The organism is Paenibacillus sp. JGP012 (genome assembly GCF_014203995.1).
GTDB lineage: Bacteria > Bacillota > Bacilli > Paenibacillales > Paenibacillaceae > Paenibacillus > Paenibacillus silvae.
Genome location: NZ_JACHKG010000025.1, coordinates 24,868 through 43,096 on the forward strand (window position 1 = coordinate 24,868; position 18,229 = coordinate 43,096).

At 51.0% G+C, this 18,229-nt stretch carries 2 protein-coding genes; both read left to right on the forward strand.

Features of this window, described 5'->3' with window-relative positions; genetic code table 11:
• Positions 1 to 22: 22 nt before the first annotated feature.
• Entirely contained in the window at positions 23 to 14,248 is a 14,226-nt protein-coding gene (locus tag HNR77_RS23155; RefSeq protein ID WP_184189648.1) for an SDR family NAD(P)-dependent oxidoreductase, read from the forward strand.
• A complete protein-coding gene (locus HNR77_RS23160; protein WP_184189649.1) occupies positions 14,245 to 18,228 on the forward strand; it encodes a beta-ketoacyl synthase N-terminal-like domain-containing protein in 3,984 nt (1,327 codons plus the stop codon). Before HNR77_RS23155 ends, HNR77_RS23160 begins: the two co-directional genes overlap by 4 nt.
• Position 18,229: the final 1 nt, after the last annotated feature.

Below are 18,229 nucleotides of genomic sequence, written 5' to 3' on the forward strand. Positions count from 1 at the left end.
TGTTGCTAGGAGGGCTGTGACTATGAAGCAAGATATTGCGATAGTTGGAATCGCCTGTCGATTTCCAGGCGCTGAGGATGCCGATTCTTACTGGCATAATCTTGTTCAAGGCGTAAATTCTATTCGAGAAATAACGGAAGATCGTTGGGATACCAACAAATATTACTCTCCTAACCTCGACGACAGCAACAAAAGCGTAAGCAAATGGTGCGGAATGATCGATCATGCAGATCATTTTGACAACAGCTTTTTTCATATATCTCCTCGCGAAGCCAAAAACATGGACCCTCAGCAACGGATTTTGCTGGAGGAGGCTTGGCATTGCATTGAAGATGCCGGAATCCCGCTGCGAAAGCTTCAAGCTGCAAAAACGGCAGTGTATATAGGGGTGATGACGGGCGATTATCGCCAGACCATTACGGGACCCGAATTTGATGTGGACAGCTACGCATGTCTGGGAAATTACGAGGGCATGCTGGCCAACCGTCTTTCCTATGTATTTGGCTTGACGGGCGCAAGCCATTCCTTGAACGCAGCTTGTGCTTCCTCTCTTGTGGCTCTACATGACGCAAAACGCGCTTTGCAAAACGGAGAATGCGATTACGCGCTTGCAGGCGGCGTAAACCTGAATCTGCATCCGTGGAAGTATATTGCTTTCTCCAAATCCAGAATGTTAAGCCCTACTGGGCAATGTAAAACCTTTGACAAAGACGCGGACGGCTATGTACCAGGAGAAGGTGTCGGCGTGCTGCTGCTACAGCCGCTGGACAAGGCGCTGCGCGAAGGCAACCATATCTATGGCATTGTCAAGGGAGCGGCTGTGAATCACGGAGGCCAGGCCCCATCTATGACAGCGCCTCGTGTGGATGCGCAAAAGGAAGTCATTCTCCACGCTTTTCAAGATGCCGGAGTCGACCCGGAGAATATTACTTATTGGGAGGCTCATGGAACGGGAACCTCACTGGGGGACCCAATTGAAGTGGAGGCCGCCACAAAAGCGTTAAGGCAATATACAGATAACAACGAGTATTGCCGCATAGGCTCGGTCAAAACGAATATCGGGCACCTGGAAGCCGCTGCAGGCATTGCAGGTGTCATTAAAGTGATTAAAATGATACGGCATGGCAAGATCCCTCCTTTGTTGAATCTGTCCACGGTTAATCCTTTGCTTAACTTTTCGCAGACGCCGTTTATCATTACCGATCAACCATCGGATTGGGAGCGGGTGGAGGCTGGAATGCCGCTTCGTGCTAGCGTCAGCTCCTTCGGTTTTGGCGGAGTGAACGCCCATGTAGTTCTGGAAGAATACGTAAAGCCGTTGCAGGAACAGGTTCCTGGGCGGGAAGAAGTTATGCCGGAATGGTTCAAGCTTTCTGCCAGCACGGGAGCGAGCTTGAGAGGGCAAATCGAGAAGTGGAAATCATTTATTTCGAATCGTTCATTTGCTGAAATCCAATTGAGAGATCTTTGCAGAACTCTTCTGGTGGGACGAGAGAATTATAGTGTCAGAACTGGTCGCTGGGTACGAAGCAAAGAGGAGCTTGTTTCTTTTCTGGAGGAAGCGGAGGATTCCGCCCAGCATATTAAGCCAGGCACCTGGGCTCTTCGAATTGGCGATATTCAAGTAACGGGTTTTGATGAACTGATCGGCTGGGAGAAAGAATGGAAGAGTTTGAGAGATTTATTCAAACAAGTCGGTGGATATTCCATGTGGAGACGGTTTCGCATGCCTGTCTGGTCTGAGCAGGATGCGACGCTTTTCTCCACAATGGTCAGTTGCATCTGGATTCAGAAGCTGCTGGAGCTGGGATTTGCTCCCGACCTGGTCGTAGGCGAAGGGAAAGGAGTTTATGTAAGCCTAGTTGCAAGTGGCATCGTATCGAAAGAACAAATGGCCCTGCTACTTGCCGGGAAGCTGGCAGCTTCCGAGCTAAGCCTCATGCGCCCGAACGTTGCTTGTTGGGACTCGGCCAGCGGCAATTACTTCTTGCCGAATCGGATAAAAAGCGAGGATTTACAAGCCTTGTTCGAACCGGCAAGCCGGGAGAAACAGGATGATTACGCTGTAGTTGTGGACAAGGCCCGACTTCTTTTTCATGATCAGCATACCTTCCGCAACAGCATGCTTGAATGGGACGAAGCTTTGCAACCGAGCGGGTTTACTGTTGCCCGGTTACTCGAAGAAGAAGAGTTGTTATCCTCTCGTCAGCAAGGACTACTGTATGTGCTGATTCAGCTGGCTGTCCGCAAGATCAATCGCAAATGGGATATTCAACTCTCCGGACACCAGGAACAGGAAAGAATAACGGCGGTTCTTTCGTTAGCTGCGGATGATGTCCTGCCAAAGGAAATCCTAATCAAGCTGTTTCTTGAGGAGCATCCGGATTGGGGTGAAGCGTCGAGGGTTTTACAGAAACGTCTTAACCACTCCAAAGAACCGTCCTCGTTTATAGAGCCCGCCGGGCTGGAGGAAGTTTCAGATGTTCAGGAATGGCTGGAGAAAGCAGTTAATGGAACGAGCAGACTGACGTTCTCTGAGAACTACTCCTGGTTAAATCTGGGATCTGTTCATGAGACAAACCAGCAAGCTGCGCCTGCGACGCTGGAGACCGTCAATTGCCCCAGCCTGAATCAATTGCACAGCTCTATTGGCGAGATAGCATCACATTTGTGGCTACGCGGAGTCGAGATCGATTGGACAGCAATTTATCCGGAAGGAACGTTTTCTAAAATGCCGCTGCCCCTCTATGTTTATGATAGAAAGCGATATAAGCTTCAGGCGGCGCGGGAGCGGTTCTTATTCGGGGAAAGTGGGCAAGCCATTCAACAGCCGCCAAGCCGCGAAGGCAAAGGGACAGGAAAGGATATGCTGGTTACTGAAATTAGCTCATATATTAGGTCGGTACTGGCAGACAAGCTGGATTTGTCTGGGGATGAGCTGCGCGGGGATGCGCCTTTTGAAGAAATTGGAATTGATTCATTTGTCATCCACGAATTCAATCACGATTTGGAACGGGCGGTAGGCTCTATGTCGAAAACTCTTCTGTTCGAATACGGTACGGCAGACGAGTTAGCGGAATATCTGGCCTCCGAGCATGGCAAGCGATTCGCTGAAAAGCTGCTTCCGGAGCAAGCTGAAGCGAAACCTGCAACGCCTCAGGAAAACTCCCTGCGCTTGCAGCAAAAGACCTATGCCGATTCCGGCTCCATGGGGCAGGAAGATATCGCAATCGTTGGAGTCAGCTGCCGTTACCCGGGCGCAGATACGCTGGAGCAATACTGGAAGCTGCTGAGAAATGGCAGCGATATGGTAACGGAGATCCCGATGGAGCGTTGGGACTGGCGGGATTACTATGATTCGGATCCCGCGCGGGCAAGGGAAGGAAAGTCCTATTCCAAATGGGGAGCTTTTCTTGAAGGCGTGGACCGTTTTGATCCATTGTTTTTTGGCATATCGCCGAAGGAAGCCGAAACGATGGACCCGCAGGAAAGGATCTTTCTCCAGACGGCATGGGAAACCCTTGAAGATGCGGGGTATACTCCGGAGGAGCTGCGCGCATGGATCGAGCGGAACAACAGCGCTGATATCGGAGTGTTCGTAGGTGCGACGACGTTCTCATACTTATTATGGGGACCCCAGTTATGGAGTGGGGAAGGGGACGAGGAAGTCATCATTCCGACTTCGTTGCCCTGGTCGATCGCCAACCGTGTATCTTATTCATTTAACTTCCAGGGACCGAGCATGCCTGTCGATACCGCTTGCTCCGCCTCCCTGTCGGCTATCCATTTGGCTTGCGAAAGCTTGAGGCGAGGGGAGTGCTCGGCAGCTTTGGCGGGCGGCATTAATTTGTACCTGCATCCCTCCAAGTATGTTTGGCTAAGTCAAATGAGGATGCTTTCGCCCACGGGCAAATGCCACAGCTTCGGAGCCGCGGGGGATGGATTTGTACCCGGCGAGGGGAGCGGGGCTATTCTTCTGAAGCCATTGTCGGCAGCCATCCGAGATGGAGACTCTATATATGGGGTTATTAAGGGGACGGCCATGAACCATGGAGGCCGCACGAACGGTTATACCGTGCCAAATCCGAACGGACAGGCCGATGTCATCAAAGCCGCTTTGCGCAATGCGAGGATCAACGCCAATTCCATCACGTATGTGGAAGCGCATGGAACAGGCACGGCTTTGGGGGACCCGATCGAGATTGCCGGACTTTCCAAAGCTTTTGGAATGGTGGAGGGAGCTGGGAAGCCATGCGCAATCGGTTCTGTTAAAAGCAATATCGGGCATCTGGAAGCTGCGGCGGGTATCGCAGGAGTGACCAAAATCCTGTTGCAAATGAAGCATCGAGAGCTTGTGCCAACCCTCCACTCGGATCCAGTCAATGCCAATATTGACTTTAAGGGAAGTCCCTTCCGGGTTCAGAGAAGGCTGGAACCATGGATAGGGGAGGCAGAAGAAGGAGAGCCGAGGGCTTTGCGCGCAGGCATCAGCTCCTTTGGAGCGGGAGGGGCCAACGCTCATATCGTGCTGGAGGAATATCCGACAGAAAGCCGAATTTCCGCAAGCGTAGAGAGTGCGCAACAGCCTGTTGTCGTTATTCTTTCTGCCGCAACGAAGGAGCAATTGGAAACTTATGCGGATTCCTTGCTGAATTTGATTGAACTGGAGTCGCCTACGATCAAAAATATGGCCTATACTCTGCAAGTCGGCCGCAGAGCGCTGGAGCATCGTCTGGCGGCTGTTGTGACCGAGCGGCAGCAATTAATAGACTTGCTTCTGCATTATAAACGAACGGGGATGGCGACGAACGGCCTTTACTTGGGCCATGCACCTGTATCCCGGAATAGGAACAGACAAGAGGCGGAGCGCAGTGTATCGCCAGACGACGCAACAGCAATTGCCCGACATTGGGTTTCTGGGGGAGCGGTGGATTGGCATTTGCTGTATAGCCGGCAAACGGCCAAACCTCGCCGGATTGCCTTGCCTACTTACCCGTTTGCTCGGGAGAGTTATTGGGTTCCTGTGCCGGGCTTCCGCTCGTCTAGCCATTTCTCCGTGCCGGGAAGCGATAAATCGATGTTTCAGCTGGCGCTGGAAAAAGGCCACCGGGATGAGAGACAAGGAGAAGAAGCCGTAACGTATTCCACGATGCTGACAGGCCGTGAATATGTCATTGCCGATCATTATGTAGGCGATAAAAAGGTGCTGCCCGGAGTAGCTTATGTGGAATTGGCCCGAAGCGCTGCCGGTCTCCTCCTGCAATGGAAGCTTGCCAGGATTACGCAAATCGTCCTGATCAGCCCGATTATAGTGGACCGTGCAGAATTTCGCTTGTTTATCACCTTGAAATCGCAACAAGGCAAACATCAGTTCGAAATCTACAGCTATGATGCCAATGACGTCCGCATCTTACACGGACAAGGCTTGATCGAAGCAGCTGAATCGCCATCCGACATGAGTAAGCTGCCCTCTTACGATGTGGAAGCCATTAAACGGCGCTGCAACAGGATGGAGCGCAACAAACAAGAGGTGTACCGCCATCTGCATGCCATTGAGCTGAATTTGAGAGCGAGCTTCCAGTCGATTGAGTATTTGGCGGTCGGTGATGACGAAGCGATCGCCTTAATCGAGCTTCCATCCCATTTGGAAACCGACTTTGATCCACTATCTCTCCATCCGGCTTTGATGGACGGTGCTCTGCAGGTCCCGCCTGCCGGCGAGATGAGGGGCGTCGAAGATATGATTCATCTGCCTTATACCATTGCTTCAGTGACCTTTCATCGTCCTCTGACGACCCGTTTGTACTCTTATACCCGCTTGGCCCGGTCGAAGTCAAGCCGGAAGTCCACTGTGCCCAGGTTCGATGTCGATTTGCTGGATGAAAGCGGGCAGATTTTAGTCAGCGTAATCGGCTTTCTGGCAAGACCGGTACAACCGGAAACGTTTAGAGGGGCTCCTTCTGAACAGCAAGCGGGGCTTAAAGAAGCAGCCGCTTCCGGTAATCGTCCACCCACAGGGGAATTCGCCAGCTATGAACCGATTTGGGTGGAGGAGAGAATAGATCAATCCCAACCATCGGGTTCGGATAGTCCAATGTGGCTTTTATTTGATGGGAATGACTTCTTATGGCAATCCATTGCCGACACAAGAAGCTGTGTGTTGGTTACGCCTGGGGACGCTTTCCGCCGAATACATGACAAGCGCTATGAAATCAATCCCGGCGAACGTGAGGATTACACGCGGTTATTGAACGAACTGTCCCAAGATAAGCTTGTTCCTGTCCGAATCATAATCTCCTGGGGAGAAACGGGCTTAAGTGTGGACGAGGGACGCCTTCAAAATCAGTTGCGAGATACAGTATATGCCTTGCTTTATTTGAGCCAGGCCTTGACCAGGCAGAAGTTGAAGGAAGAAATACGCCTGTTGTATATGTATCAAGAATCAAACGGGACCGTCGATCCGATGTTTTCCGCATTAAGCGGGATGATGAGGGCTTTCTATTTAGAAAACCCGAGATTCCTGTTTCGCGTCGTTGCGCTATGCGATCAACCCATTGAAGCGAACATGATAGAGGATGAATTTTCCTATTGGAATCACGCGGCGACGGCTGTGCGATACGGCGAGGGGAAACGATGGAGCCGGCGTTATCGAGCCTTCGATCTGGAACGGGAAGCGCGAGCTGCGGAACTGCCTTCCCTCCGGCAGAATGGGGTATACCTGTTTACAGGGGGAATGGGCGGGTTAGGCCGTCTGTTCGCCGCCGAATGGACAGCCAGGAACAACGGCATCACTTTTGTTTTGATAGGCAGGTCTCCTGCGGAGGAACAAATGAAAAATTGGCTGAGCGAGCTGTCGTCTCAAGGAGCCAAGGTTCATTATTGCCAGGGGGATATTTCTTCCCGTGACGATACGTTTCGTCTTATCGGGGAAGTGAAGGAGCGATTCGGTCGCATTCATGGTGTTATACATGCAGCTGGAGTCATCCGCGACGCTTATTATTTCCGCAAGACTGACGAAATGGTGCGGGAGGTGCTAGCCCCAAAAGTATTCGGCACCGTATGGCTGGACGAGGCGCTTGCGGAGGAGCCGCTAGATTATTTTATTTTATTCTCATCCAGCACCGCCGTGCTGGGCAATTACGGACAAACCGATTACGCCTATGCGAATGGTTTTCTTGACGCTTTTGCCCATTGGAGAGAAATCAAGAAGAGCAGCGGAGAGAGGATGGGCAAGACTTTGTCACTGAACTGGCCATTATGGCGCGAAGGTGGCATGCATGTTGACGCCGTCTCCGAGGAGTTGCTGTACAAGCAATTCGGCATGGCGCCGCTGGCCACGGCATCGGGACTATTCGCTTTCGAACAAAGCTTGAAATTTGCGGGTACACAGCTTTTGGTTATGGAAGGCGATATTGCAAAAGCAAATGAGCTGCTTCACTCGATTGCCGATACAGGGCAAACGCATGGGCAGTTACAGGAGGTAAGGTCCTTGGATTCCGGAAAACAAGAGAATAATTCCGGGTGGATGCATCGCCTGGAGCAACAAATGATTGAAATCGTATCCCAGTTGCTCAAAATTCCAGTGAGCCGAATACAGCCGGAACGCGAGCTTGCGGATTACGGCTTTGATTCCATACAGTTTGTCGAGTTTGCCAACAGAATAAACAAGCAATTTCATACCGAGGTAACTCCGGCCGATTTTTTTGAATACCAGAGCATTGCTGATTTTGTTCCTTATTTGGAAGAAGAGTATGGGGAACAACTGGAAGCCCTGTTTGCAAAAAGAAATGTTCAGTCCACTCCGTTAATCGCAGGGCAGCCAGTGGCGGAGGTGCCTGCTTCCATTACAAAGGCCAGGAGTTCGGTTGACTCAGCTAAATCGATATCAGCGGGTGTGTCCCGCGCTTCGACTACGACAGTGAAAGAGCCAATCGCAATCATTGGTATGAGCGGTATCCTTCCCGAATCGGAAGACCTGGCGCAGTTCTGGGACAATTTGTTAAACGGGAACGATCTGATTACTGAGATCCCGCCTGATCGATGGGATTGGCGAGACACGCTGGGTGATCCTGGACAGGGGAACAAAACAAATAGCAAATGGGGAGGCTTCATTCCCGATATCGACAAGTTTGACGCCAAATTTTTCGGCATTTCTCCAAGGGAAGCAGAGCTTATGGACCCCCAGCAACGCATTTTGCTGCAAACCGTGTGGAAAACGATTGAGGATGCAGGATATAAAGCTTCCGATTTGTCAAAGACGAGAACTGGGTTGTACGTAGGCGTTTCGACGAATGATTATATGGAGTTGCTTAAGGAAAACGGGATCGATATTCAAGCCTATACGATGACCGGAAATTTGCACTCGATCCTCGTGAATCGGATTTCCTATCTGCTGAACTTGAACGGACCGAGCTTTCCAATCGATACGGCTTGCTCCAGCTCGCTTGTAGCCATCAGGCAAGCGGTGGAGGGGCTCTGGAACGGCAGCTGCCGAATGGCGTTAGTTGCAGGGGTAAACGCCTTGTTGTCGCCGACGATTTATATTTCCTTTGCCAAGGCAGGCATGCTTAGCCCGGATGGACGCTGTAAAACCTTTGATAAAAGCGCGAACGGTTACGTAAGAGCGGAAGGGGTAGGCGCTGTCCTATTAAAGCCGCTAAGCCAAGCCGAAGCAGATCGGGATCATATTTATGCGGTCATTCGCGGAACCTCCGTGAATCACGGCGGGAAAGTGAACACGCTGACTACGCCTAGTCCGGCTGCGCAGGCAGGACTTATCATGAGCGCGTTTGAGGAAGGAGATGTAGATCCGGCGACAGTCTCCTATATGGAAGCTCACGGCACAGGAACGAGCCTTGGAGACCCCATTGAAGTGAATGGCTTGAAAAAAGCGTTTAAAGAGCTTGCCAAAAAACGAGGCAGCCGCTTGCCGAACGAGCCGTTTTGCGCACTCGGCTCAGTAAAATCGAATATCGGGCATTTGGAATCGGCTGCAGGCATTTCCGGCATGTTAAAGATTTTACTTGCGATGAAGCATAAAATACTACCTTCCAGCCTGCATCTTCAGGAACGCAATCCTTATGTGCAATTGGAAGACAGCCCGTTTTATCTGCTTGACCGCGCACGCCCATGGGTCAGGCTGAAGGATGAAGCCGGCGTGGAGCTTCCGAGGCGGGCAGGGGTCAGCTCCTTTGGCTTTGGCGGCGTAAACGCTCATGTGCTGCTCGAGGAATATGCCAATCCTGTTCAAGAGGCGCCAAATGATGAGCCGGGCTTGTTCGTATTATCGGCCAGAAGCGAAGAACAGCTGCGGGAATATGCAGAAAAGCTGCTTGTGTATATTCAGGAAGAAGGACAATCTACTGCAGAATCCGCGATACCGTCAGGAGCTGCGAATCATGTGCAAAGAGCTGTTATGCAAACGGCGGCTGACGTAATCAAGCTGTCTACAAATGAGCTGTTTGCAGACGAGCCGATAAGCGACTATGGTTTCGACGGCATTCATTTTTCAACCTTGCTGCGGCGTTTAAACGACCATTTCCAGATCAGCTTGCAAAGAGAGCACTATAAACAATATCCGACTCTGGATAGGCTGATTCAGGATATCTCGTATGAATACATCTCAGCGAAGGAACTCTCGTCGCAAAGGGGAAGCTCCTTTCAGGATCTTTGTTATACCCTGCAGGTGGGGCGTGAGGAAATGGAGGAACGGCTCGCTATTGCCGCCGATGGATGGCAGGATTTGAAAGGAAAGCTGAAAGATTTTGTGAACGGCATTGAGAGCAGAGAAGGCGTATTCCGTGGGAAATCGGTCCAGGAGGAAGGGCAAAGTCTTTCATTATTGCTGGATGGACGCGAAGGAAAACTATTTCTAAGTATTCTGTTGGAGGATCGTAACTGGCGGAAAATCGGACAGCTTTGGGTGAGCGGCATGAAGATGGATTGGCGGCTGCTTCACCCGGAAGGAGAAGCAAAACGTATTTCCCTGCCGACCTATCCATTCTCCAGAGACAGACATTGGTTTAAACCGGCCGTTCGCAACCCTGCTGCTAAGACAACTAAGGAGCCGAAGGCAATAAAATTCTCACATCCCTTGATTGGGAAACTGGATTTAAGCCGTAGCCTGAATCAAGGGCTTGTGTTTGTGTTTCAGATAGATGCAGCACACCCCCTGCTGCGCGACCATAAGATTGCGGAAGCGGCGTTGTTTCCCGGCGTAGGCGTGCTGGAAATGGCAGGATTTGCTCTGAGACAGCTGCATCCTGACGCTGTTACTTTGATGGAGGATATTGTTTGGATCAAACCGTTGAAGGTGGTCGGAAAAACAGAGTTTCAGCTTGTGCTTGTGGAAGAAGGGGAGAAGCGTTACCGCTTCCGGCTGGAGCAAGCGGCACACAGAGAGGGAGCCGCCTACGCCTCAGGTTATGTGAAAGCGGCAATGGAAGGGTCTGCGCTGCCATCCCGCATTCATCTCGGAGATGTGATATCGGCCTGCAAGTCAAAACTCGGACAATCAGAAATCTATCATTTGCTAAAGCAAGGGGGACTGGACTACGGACCCTATTACCGGGGAATACAGGAGCTTTGGATATCGGGTTCTTCAGCTCTGTCCAGACTGCAACTGCCCTCTGGATATGAGCATGAAGCGAAGCATATGCGGTTTCAAACCTCGTTGATGGACAGCGCGCTGCAGACGGTTGCGAGCATGCTTGCGCAGCAGGAGAGAGGCGGCGCCAAACTGATTCTTCCATTTAGTGTGGAGCAAGTAGAGTGGCGCGCTCCTCTGCCTCCGCATTGCTATGTGCATGTGGAGACAATTGAATCCGGACAATACGATGTCTCTGTCCTGGACGATCAAGGCCGTATTTGCACCGTTTTCCGCCGCTTTATGACCAGAAGCTCTCAAGAGAAACAGGCTGATGCCAAACTGCCGGAGCGATTCTTTTATAAGACGCTCTGGCAACACAGCGACTTGGAAGCCGAACAAAAGGTGAACTGGCGAAATCAGTGTATCGTCGGTGCAACGCTTCTGGTTACGAAACCGGGGTTGGAAGCGTGGGGGAATGCGGTGCGGCAATTGCTACCGTCTGAATCCGTCGTGGAAGTGGAGTTGGGAGAGAGTACTTTCAGCATTGGTAGCTCCAGGTGGAGCCTCGATTCGGGTGATTCGAACGCTTGGACCATGGTTCTGAAGCAGCTTCCGAAGCTATCCAGGGTCATCTATCTGGGGGGACTTCAGACACGTGAAAGTGCTGTCGGAGATCCATGGAAAGAGGATAGCAGTACCTGCATCATATCGTTATTCCATTTACTTAAAGGATTGAGCGATCAGCAATTCCATTCAGTAACTCAGGATTTCTATGTTCTAACGAGCTATGCAGCATCCGTTCATGAGAGGGATGTGCTTGAGCCGTACGGGGCGGGACTGCATGGTCTGGTCATGTCGGCGGCCAAGGAATACAATAGCTTGGCCATACGGCTGATTGATGTCGATGGCGATGCTGCTCCCGAGAGCCACATTCATAAAGCGCTAGAGGAACCGCCGCATCCGCATGGTGAGCCAATCGCCTTACGCGGGGACGGGCGTTATGTTCGACGATTGAGCCCGGCTTCGTTGCAGCCCTCCTCCGGGACGGTCTTCCAACCCGGCGGCGTTTATATCATTATTGGCGGGGCCGGAGGAATTGGCCTTGCATTAAGTCAACATTTGGCGCTTACGGCAAATAGCAAGATTGTGCTTGTAGGCCGGAGCGAGTTGAATGACGGGCAGGAGCATGCGATTTCCGAAATCGAAAATGCGGGCGGCGAGGTTGTGTATATAAGAGGCGATGTTGCGCGTATTCAGGACATGCTGGAAGTCAAGCGGCAGACCAAAGCCAGGTTCGGCAAAATTGACGGTGTTGTACATGCCGCAATCGTGCTTAATGACAAAATACTCGACCGAATGGACGAGGGAGCATTCCGGGCTGTGATTTCGCCGAAGATTGAAGGCAGCATTACGCTTCACGAAGCCTTCCGCCATGAACCATTGTCTTTTATGATGTTTTTCTCTTCGGCCCAATCCTTTACCGGAAGCGCAGGTCAAAGCAACTATTCCGCCGCCAGCACTTTTGTGGATGCTTACGCCCGTTATATCGACCAGCAAGAGCGTTATCCCGTCTATTCGGTCAACTGGGGATACTGGGGTGAGATTGGCGTTGTCGCAACCGGTGAGTACCAACGCCGCCTGGAGGCGCAAGGCATTTACTCTATACCAACAAACATTGGTCTGCAGGCGATTGAATCTATTCTTTCGAACGATGCAAGAACGATTTTGGCCATTCACGCAAGCCCGGCCATGATTCAGTCCCTGGAAGGCGGCTGCGTGATGTCGAAGAATGCGAGAAGCATCGAGGCGTTTCAGCAATTGGAGCAGCTCTGCGATTTGCTGCTGCTTCACAAGTTTCAAGGTCATGGTCTGTTCCGATCTGCAGGAGAAAGTGTTGCGTTTCAGCAGTTACAGGGGCAATTAGCCGTAATCCCGAAATACATCCGTCTGCTTCAAGCGATGCTGAACCGCTTAGAGAATGCCGGATGGGTGCAGCTTCACGACCGGACTGTCTATACTACCAAGGCGGTTGAAGGTGCTCACCTAATGGAGCAACTGCTGCAATTGGATCAGAGAAAAGAACAATTGAAGCAGCGTTATCCGGAGATTGAGGCGCATCTTTCCTTGCTGAATATTTGCATGGAGCAATGCGGCGAAGTTATGAATGGGACAGCCTTGGCTACAGATGTTATGTTTCCTGGTTCGTCTCTAGAACTCGTAGAGCCGATTTATACGGGAAGCTATTACACGGATCACTGCAATCAACGCGTTGCGGAAACCGTTCTGGAATACATTAGAAAATATATTGAGAATAATCGAAGTGGCGTGTTGAACATTCTGGAGGTTGGAGCGGGAACCGGTGGCACGAGCTCAGTGGTACTGGAATCCATTAAGGATTATGGGCGACATGTTCGGTATTACTATACCGATATTTCTGCGGGATTCACTCAGCATGGCCGTCGGCGCTTCGGAGGGAACTATCCATTTGTTCAGTTCCAGCCCCTGAGCATTAACCGCGACATTAAGCAGCAGGGATATGAGAAAGGTTCTATGGATATTATCATTGCTGCTAATGTTATGCATGCGACAAGCGATATTCGTTATTCACTCCAAAATGTCAAGAGCTTACTCAAGCTTGGAGGCTTGCTGATCTTGAATGAATTGACCGAGGTTCAAACTTTCCATACGTTGACCTTTGGACTTCTGGAGGGCTGGTGGCTGTTCGAAGACGAGCCATTGCGATTGGCAGGTTCTCCTTTGCTAGCTGCCGCCGATTGGGAGAGGCTGTTGTTGGAGCTTAGCATCAACGACTTCAAAGCATGGAGCGTAGGAGATGGTGCCACATCTCCTCAACAGGTACTGACCGCAATTCGGCAGCCAGAAGTTCAGCAGGCGACCCTGACTAATTCACCAAACCGCGCTTCGGTCAAGCGCCCTGTCCAACCTGATATTCAACATAAATTGAAGCTTCTTTTGTCCCATTTGCTAGGCACGGATCCTTCGGAAATCTCGACAGACCGCGCTTTTACCAGCTATGGAGTAGATTCGATTGTTGGCGTGGAGTTTATTAACGCAATCAACCGCGAGTTTGATGTCAGATTAAAAACAATGTCCATATACGACAACCCAAATATTAACCTGCTGACAATTTTCCTAAATCAGCAATTAGCGGAACGCAAAAATCAAAGCGCGCCGATAGGGTCAGAGCTGAATTCAGCCCAGTCAGAGAGAGTGTATGAGACAATTGCTGCATCAGCAGCGGAGGCGGAAACAAGTAGAAACGCGCCTCAATCTGTGGAATTTATCGCAGATACGATTGCGGATCAATTGGCTGCTTCTCTTGGATCGCAGGGGGCTGAACTGGATCGAAAAAGACCGTTCTCCACCTATGGAGTCGACTCCATTGTTGGTATTGAACTGGTGAATCACCTCAACGAGGTGTTCCAAATAGCCCTGCGCACCATCGCTATTTTTGACCATCCCAGCATCCAGGATTTGGCTGCACATATTTTCACCAGTTTCGGGGATCGGCTGCAGTTGAAACAATCGCATGTAACGTATCCTGTACGCCATGATCCGATGGAACTGCTAAATCGTCTTGAGTCTGGCGAACTGTCCCTGGAAGAGGTCAGCCGAGAGTTGGGAGGTTCAATCTCATGAATAATCCTGTTAAAACCAAGATTGAGCAGTTGATTCGCCAGGGTGTCATTTCAGCTCAAGATGGAATGAACCTATTGCGACAAATGAACGGAAATGGCGAGGGGAAGGTTTCCCTCCCTTCCTCGTTTCAAGCTGTAGTGCTGGAGCGCCCCAGTCATACACAGCAGTTGAATGTTTGCACGCAAGAGGATCGAGAGCCGAGGGCGGGAGAAGTGCAGATTCTGGTGCAAGCATTTCCGATTAACTTTTCAGATTTTTTATTGATAAAAGGGCTTTACCCAATGATGCCGGAATATCCCTTTACTCCAGGCGTGGAAGTATCAGGCATTATCCGCAAAGTCGGCCCCGATGTGACATCGGTGCAAGTGGGTGACGAAGTGATTGGGGTCATGCGTATCGAATGCGGGGGGCAGGGGGGGCTTGTCATCACCGATGCCAGCTTAGTCGTTCGGAAGCCGGATAATCTATCACATGAAGAGGCTTGTGGGATGCCGGCAGCTTTCCTTTCGATGTATATCGCTTTGGAAAAAGCAGGGATTAAATCGGGAGACCGCGTATTTATCCCGGCGGCGGCTGGCACTAACGGTCTAATCGCTGTTCAACTGGCGCGGCTGGCGGGAGCCGAGGTGTACGCTTCCGCGAGTACAGAGGAGAAGCTTGAAGCGTTGCGACAAATGGGCGTCAACCATCTTATGAATCATCAAAAGGAAAACGTAGTGAATGAAATCCTGCATGAAACCGGGGGAAGAGGAGTCGACATTGTAATCAATACGATAGCTGGGCCATCCATCCAGCAAGGCTTGAATGTATTGGCTCCTGAAGGACGATATGTGGAGATTGCCGTTTTCGGCCTGCAAACGTCGGGCGGACTGGATCTTTCCCGATTGGTCGACAATCAAACCTTTTTTTCCTTTAATGTAAAAAAGTTTTTATCATTTCATCCGGAGCTTCGCCAGCATTACCTGGGCAAAATGGTTGCTTTACTCGGACAAGGGTTGGTCAAGCCGCGTATTGCGCAGGTGTTCCCTTTCTCCGAAATTCGGGCGGCTTATGCCTGCAAACAGGATCGCAATCTGATCGGCAGAGTAGTCGTTGCAATGCCGCAGATAGAGCAGCTTCCGCCGCCTAGGGTCCGGGCAAAGGCGCAACGTTCGCAAATGCTGAAGGAACCGATCTTCGCCAATTCTGATCCAGGCAAGGAACAAAGAACTGGGCAGAACGACATTGCTGTAATCGGCATGTCGGGACGTTTTGCAGATGCGGGCAATGTAGATGAATTTTGGGACAACTTGAAAAATGGAAAAAATTCAATTGTTGAAATCCCGATGGAACGTTGGGACAACCGCCCCCATTTCGATCCGGATCATCGCAAGTGGGACAAAACGAATAATAATTGGGGCGGATTTCTTCGCGATGCGGATAAGTTTGATGCCCTGTTTTTCCAAATATCCGGCCGTGAAGCGGAGCAGATGGACCCTCAGCAGCGCCTTTTTCTGGAGGAGAGCTGGCGGGCGCTTGAGGATGCGGGTTATGCATTGGAGAGCGGGGAACGAATCAATTGCGGAGTGTTCGTAGGCGCGGCTAAGGGAGATTATGTCGGAAAAATGCAAGATGGGGGCAAGCCGACGGAGGCGCAGTCGTTCTGGGGCAACGAAAGCTCCATTCTTGCAGCAAGAATTTCCTACCATTTGAACTTCAGCGGGCCTGCCATTGCGATCGACACAGCTTGCTCCTCTTCCCTGGTAGCGATTCATATGGCTTGCCAGAGCCTTCGCATCGGGGAATGTGAAATGGCGCTCGCAGGCGGGGCGTTTGTGTATACGACACCGGCATTTATTAAGGTGGCCTCCAGTGGAGGCATGCTTTCGCCGAGAGGGCAATGCCGCACGTTTGATCAAGGAGCAGACGGTTTCGTGCCTGGCGAAGCGGTTGCGGCCGTGCTGCTTAAGCCCCTTCATGCCGCGCTCCGCGACGGCGACCAGATTCACGGCGTCATCAAAGGTTCCAAAATCAATCAGGACGGCAAAACAAACGGTATAACCGCCCCCAGCGCTCGCGCTCAATCCGAGGTGCAAAGTGCCCTGTATCGGGAGTTCGGAATAAATCCCAGGACGATCAGTTATGTTGAAGCCCACGGAACAGGGACGAAATTGGGCGATCCTATTGAGATCGAGGGGCTTACGCAGTCGTTCAGGTCATATACTGACGATAAAGGATTTTGCGCCATTGGATCTGTCAAAACGAATATTGGACATACGGCGGCAGCGGCTGGAATTACAGGACTAATTAAAGTTTTGCTGGCTATGCGGCACCAAAAAATTCCGGCTTCCCTCAATTTTGAAAAGCCCAATGAACATATTGATTTTGCTGCCAGCCCGTTCAGGGTCAATACGCAACTAAAGTCTTGGGAAACCGCTGAAGGTGTACGCAGAGCTGCGATCAACTCTTTCGGATTCAGCGGCACCAATGCCCATTTGGTTGTGGAAGAACCTCCATCTCGCCAGGTGCGACAGGATCAAAGGGCGCGTCTCCATCTTATTCCGCTTTCGGCACAATCGGCGTCAAGCCTGCACGCTTTGCGAAGCCAAATGGCCCGTTATCTTGAAAAGCATGGAGCCGAGACGGAGCTTGGAGATCTTGCCTACACGCTGCAAAGAAGAAGAAGTCACTTCCAGCATCGGCTTGCCTTTGTCGTTTCGTCAATGAGCAAACTGATAAAGCTTTTGCGCACCGATCCGCAACCGGCTGAGCATCCCGCATTGGCGGAGGCAATAGCGAAGCAAGAAGCAATAGTGGCGGTGGATAGCGGTGAATGGATGGCCCGACTTTCCAGAGTTAAAGATTCGCAGGAAGAAGCAGAAATACTGGATCTGTTGGCTCGCCGCTATGAGGCCGGCTTCGATCTGGACTTCTCGGAGATGTCGCGAGGCAAAGTGATGTCCCTTCCTTCGTACCCGTTTGAGGGGGAGAGCTTCTGGGTTGCGGAAAGCGGGCATATTCAGCCGGAACCACTTGCACGAACGATGATACAGAGGCTGCATCCGTTGATTGAACGCAATACGTCGACGTTATCGAGTCAGAGCTATTCTACAATGCTTCATAGTGAAGCCTTTTATCTTAAAGATCATCAGGTGAAGGGGAAGCGATTGTTTCCCGGGGCTTGCTGCCTTGAGATGGCTAGGGCGGCAGGGGAGCTCGCAATGGAGCAAAGGGTAACCCGTATAAGCGATGTTCGCTGGATCAAGCCGGTTATGGTTGACCAGGAGCTGAACCTTAATATTTCCCTTATTCCAAGCGAAGCTGGCGGCGTTGCTTTTGAAATTTATACGGAAAAGAAATTATCAGAACGCGAAATCCATTGCACTGGAAAATTGCGGTTTGAAGAGAATGAAGCCGTGAAGAGACCATCAATGGGGCGGTTTTCTGGCAATGTGGATTCATTACAACAGATCGTTTTAAGCGCAGAACATATTTACGGCATGTTTGAAAAAAGAGGTTTCCATTACGGCCCAGACTTCCGCTCCATCAAAGCGTTGCGACTGAATGCGGAGCGCAGCGAAAGCGTAGCGGAGCTTTGTTTGCCGGATGGGGTTAAAGGTGAAGCGGCGACATTTGGCATTCATCCTTCCTTGCTGGATGGGGCATGGCAAAGCCTGCTTGGATTTGTAGGACAAGAGTCAGAGAGCGGGACCTATTTGCCTATCGGATTTGAAGAGGTGGAAATATACAGAAAACTTACGGGTAATGCGGTTTGCCATATGGCCATGACGAGTAATGAAGCGATGCGCAAAAGCTTCGATCTGGTCATATATGACGAAGATGGCGAGCTTGCACTGTGGATGCGCGGTTTTACGATTCAGCTTTGGAAAGAATCGAATACGGACATGCAGGTAATGAGGCTTCTGCAGGAGCTGGAACAAGGAGAACGCGTTCTAGCCGAGGTTGAGCATGCTTTGGAGAGGTTGTGGGGATCTGTATGAA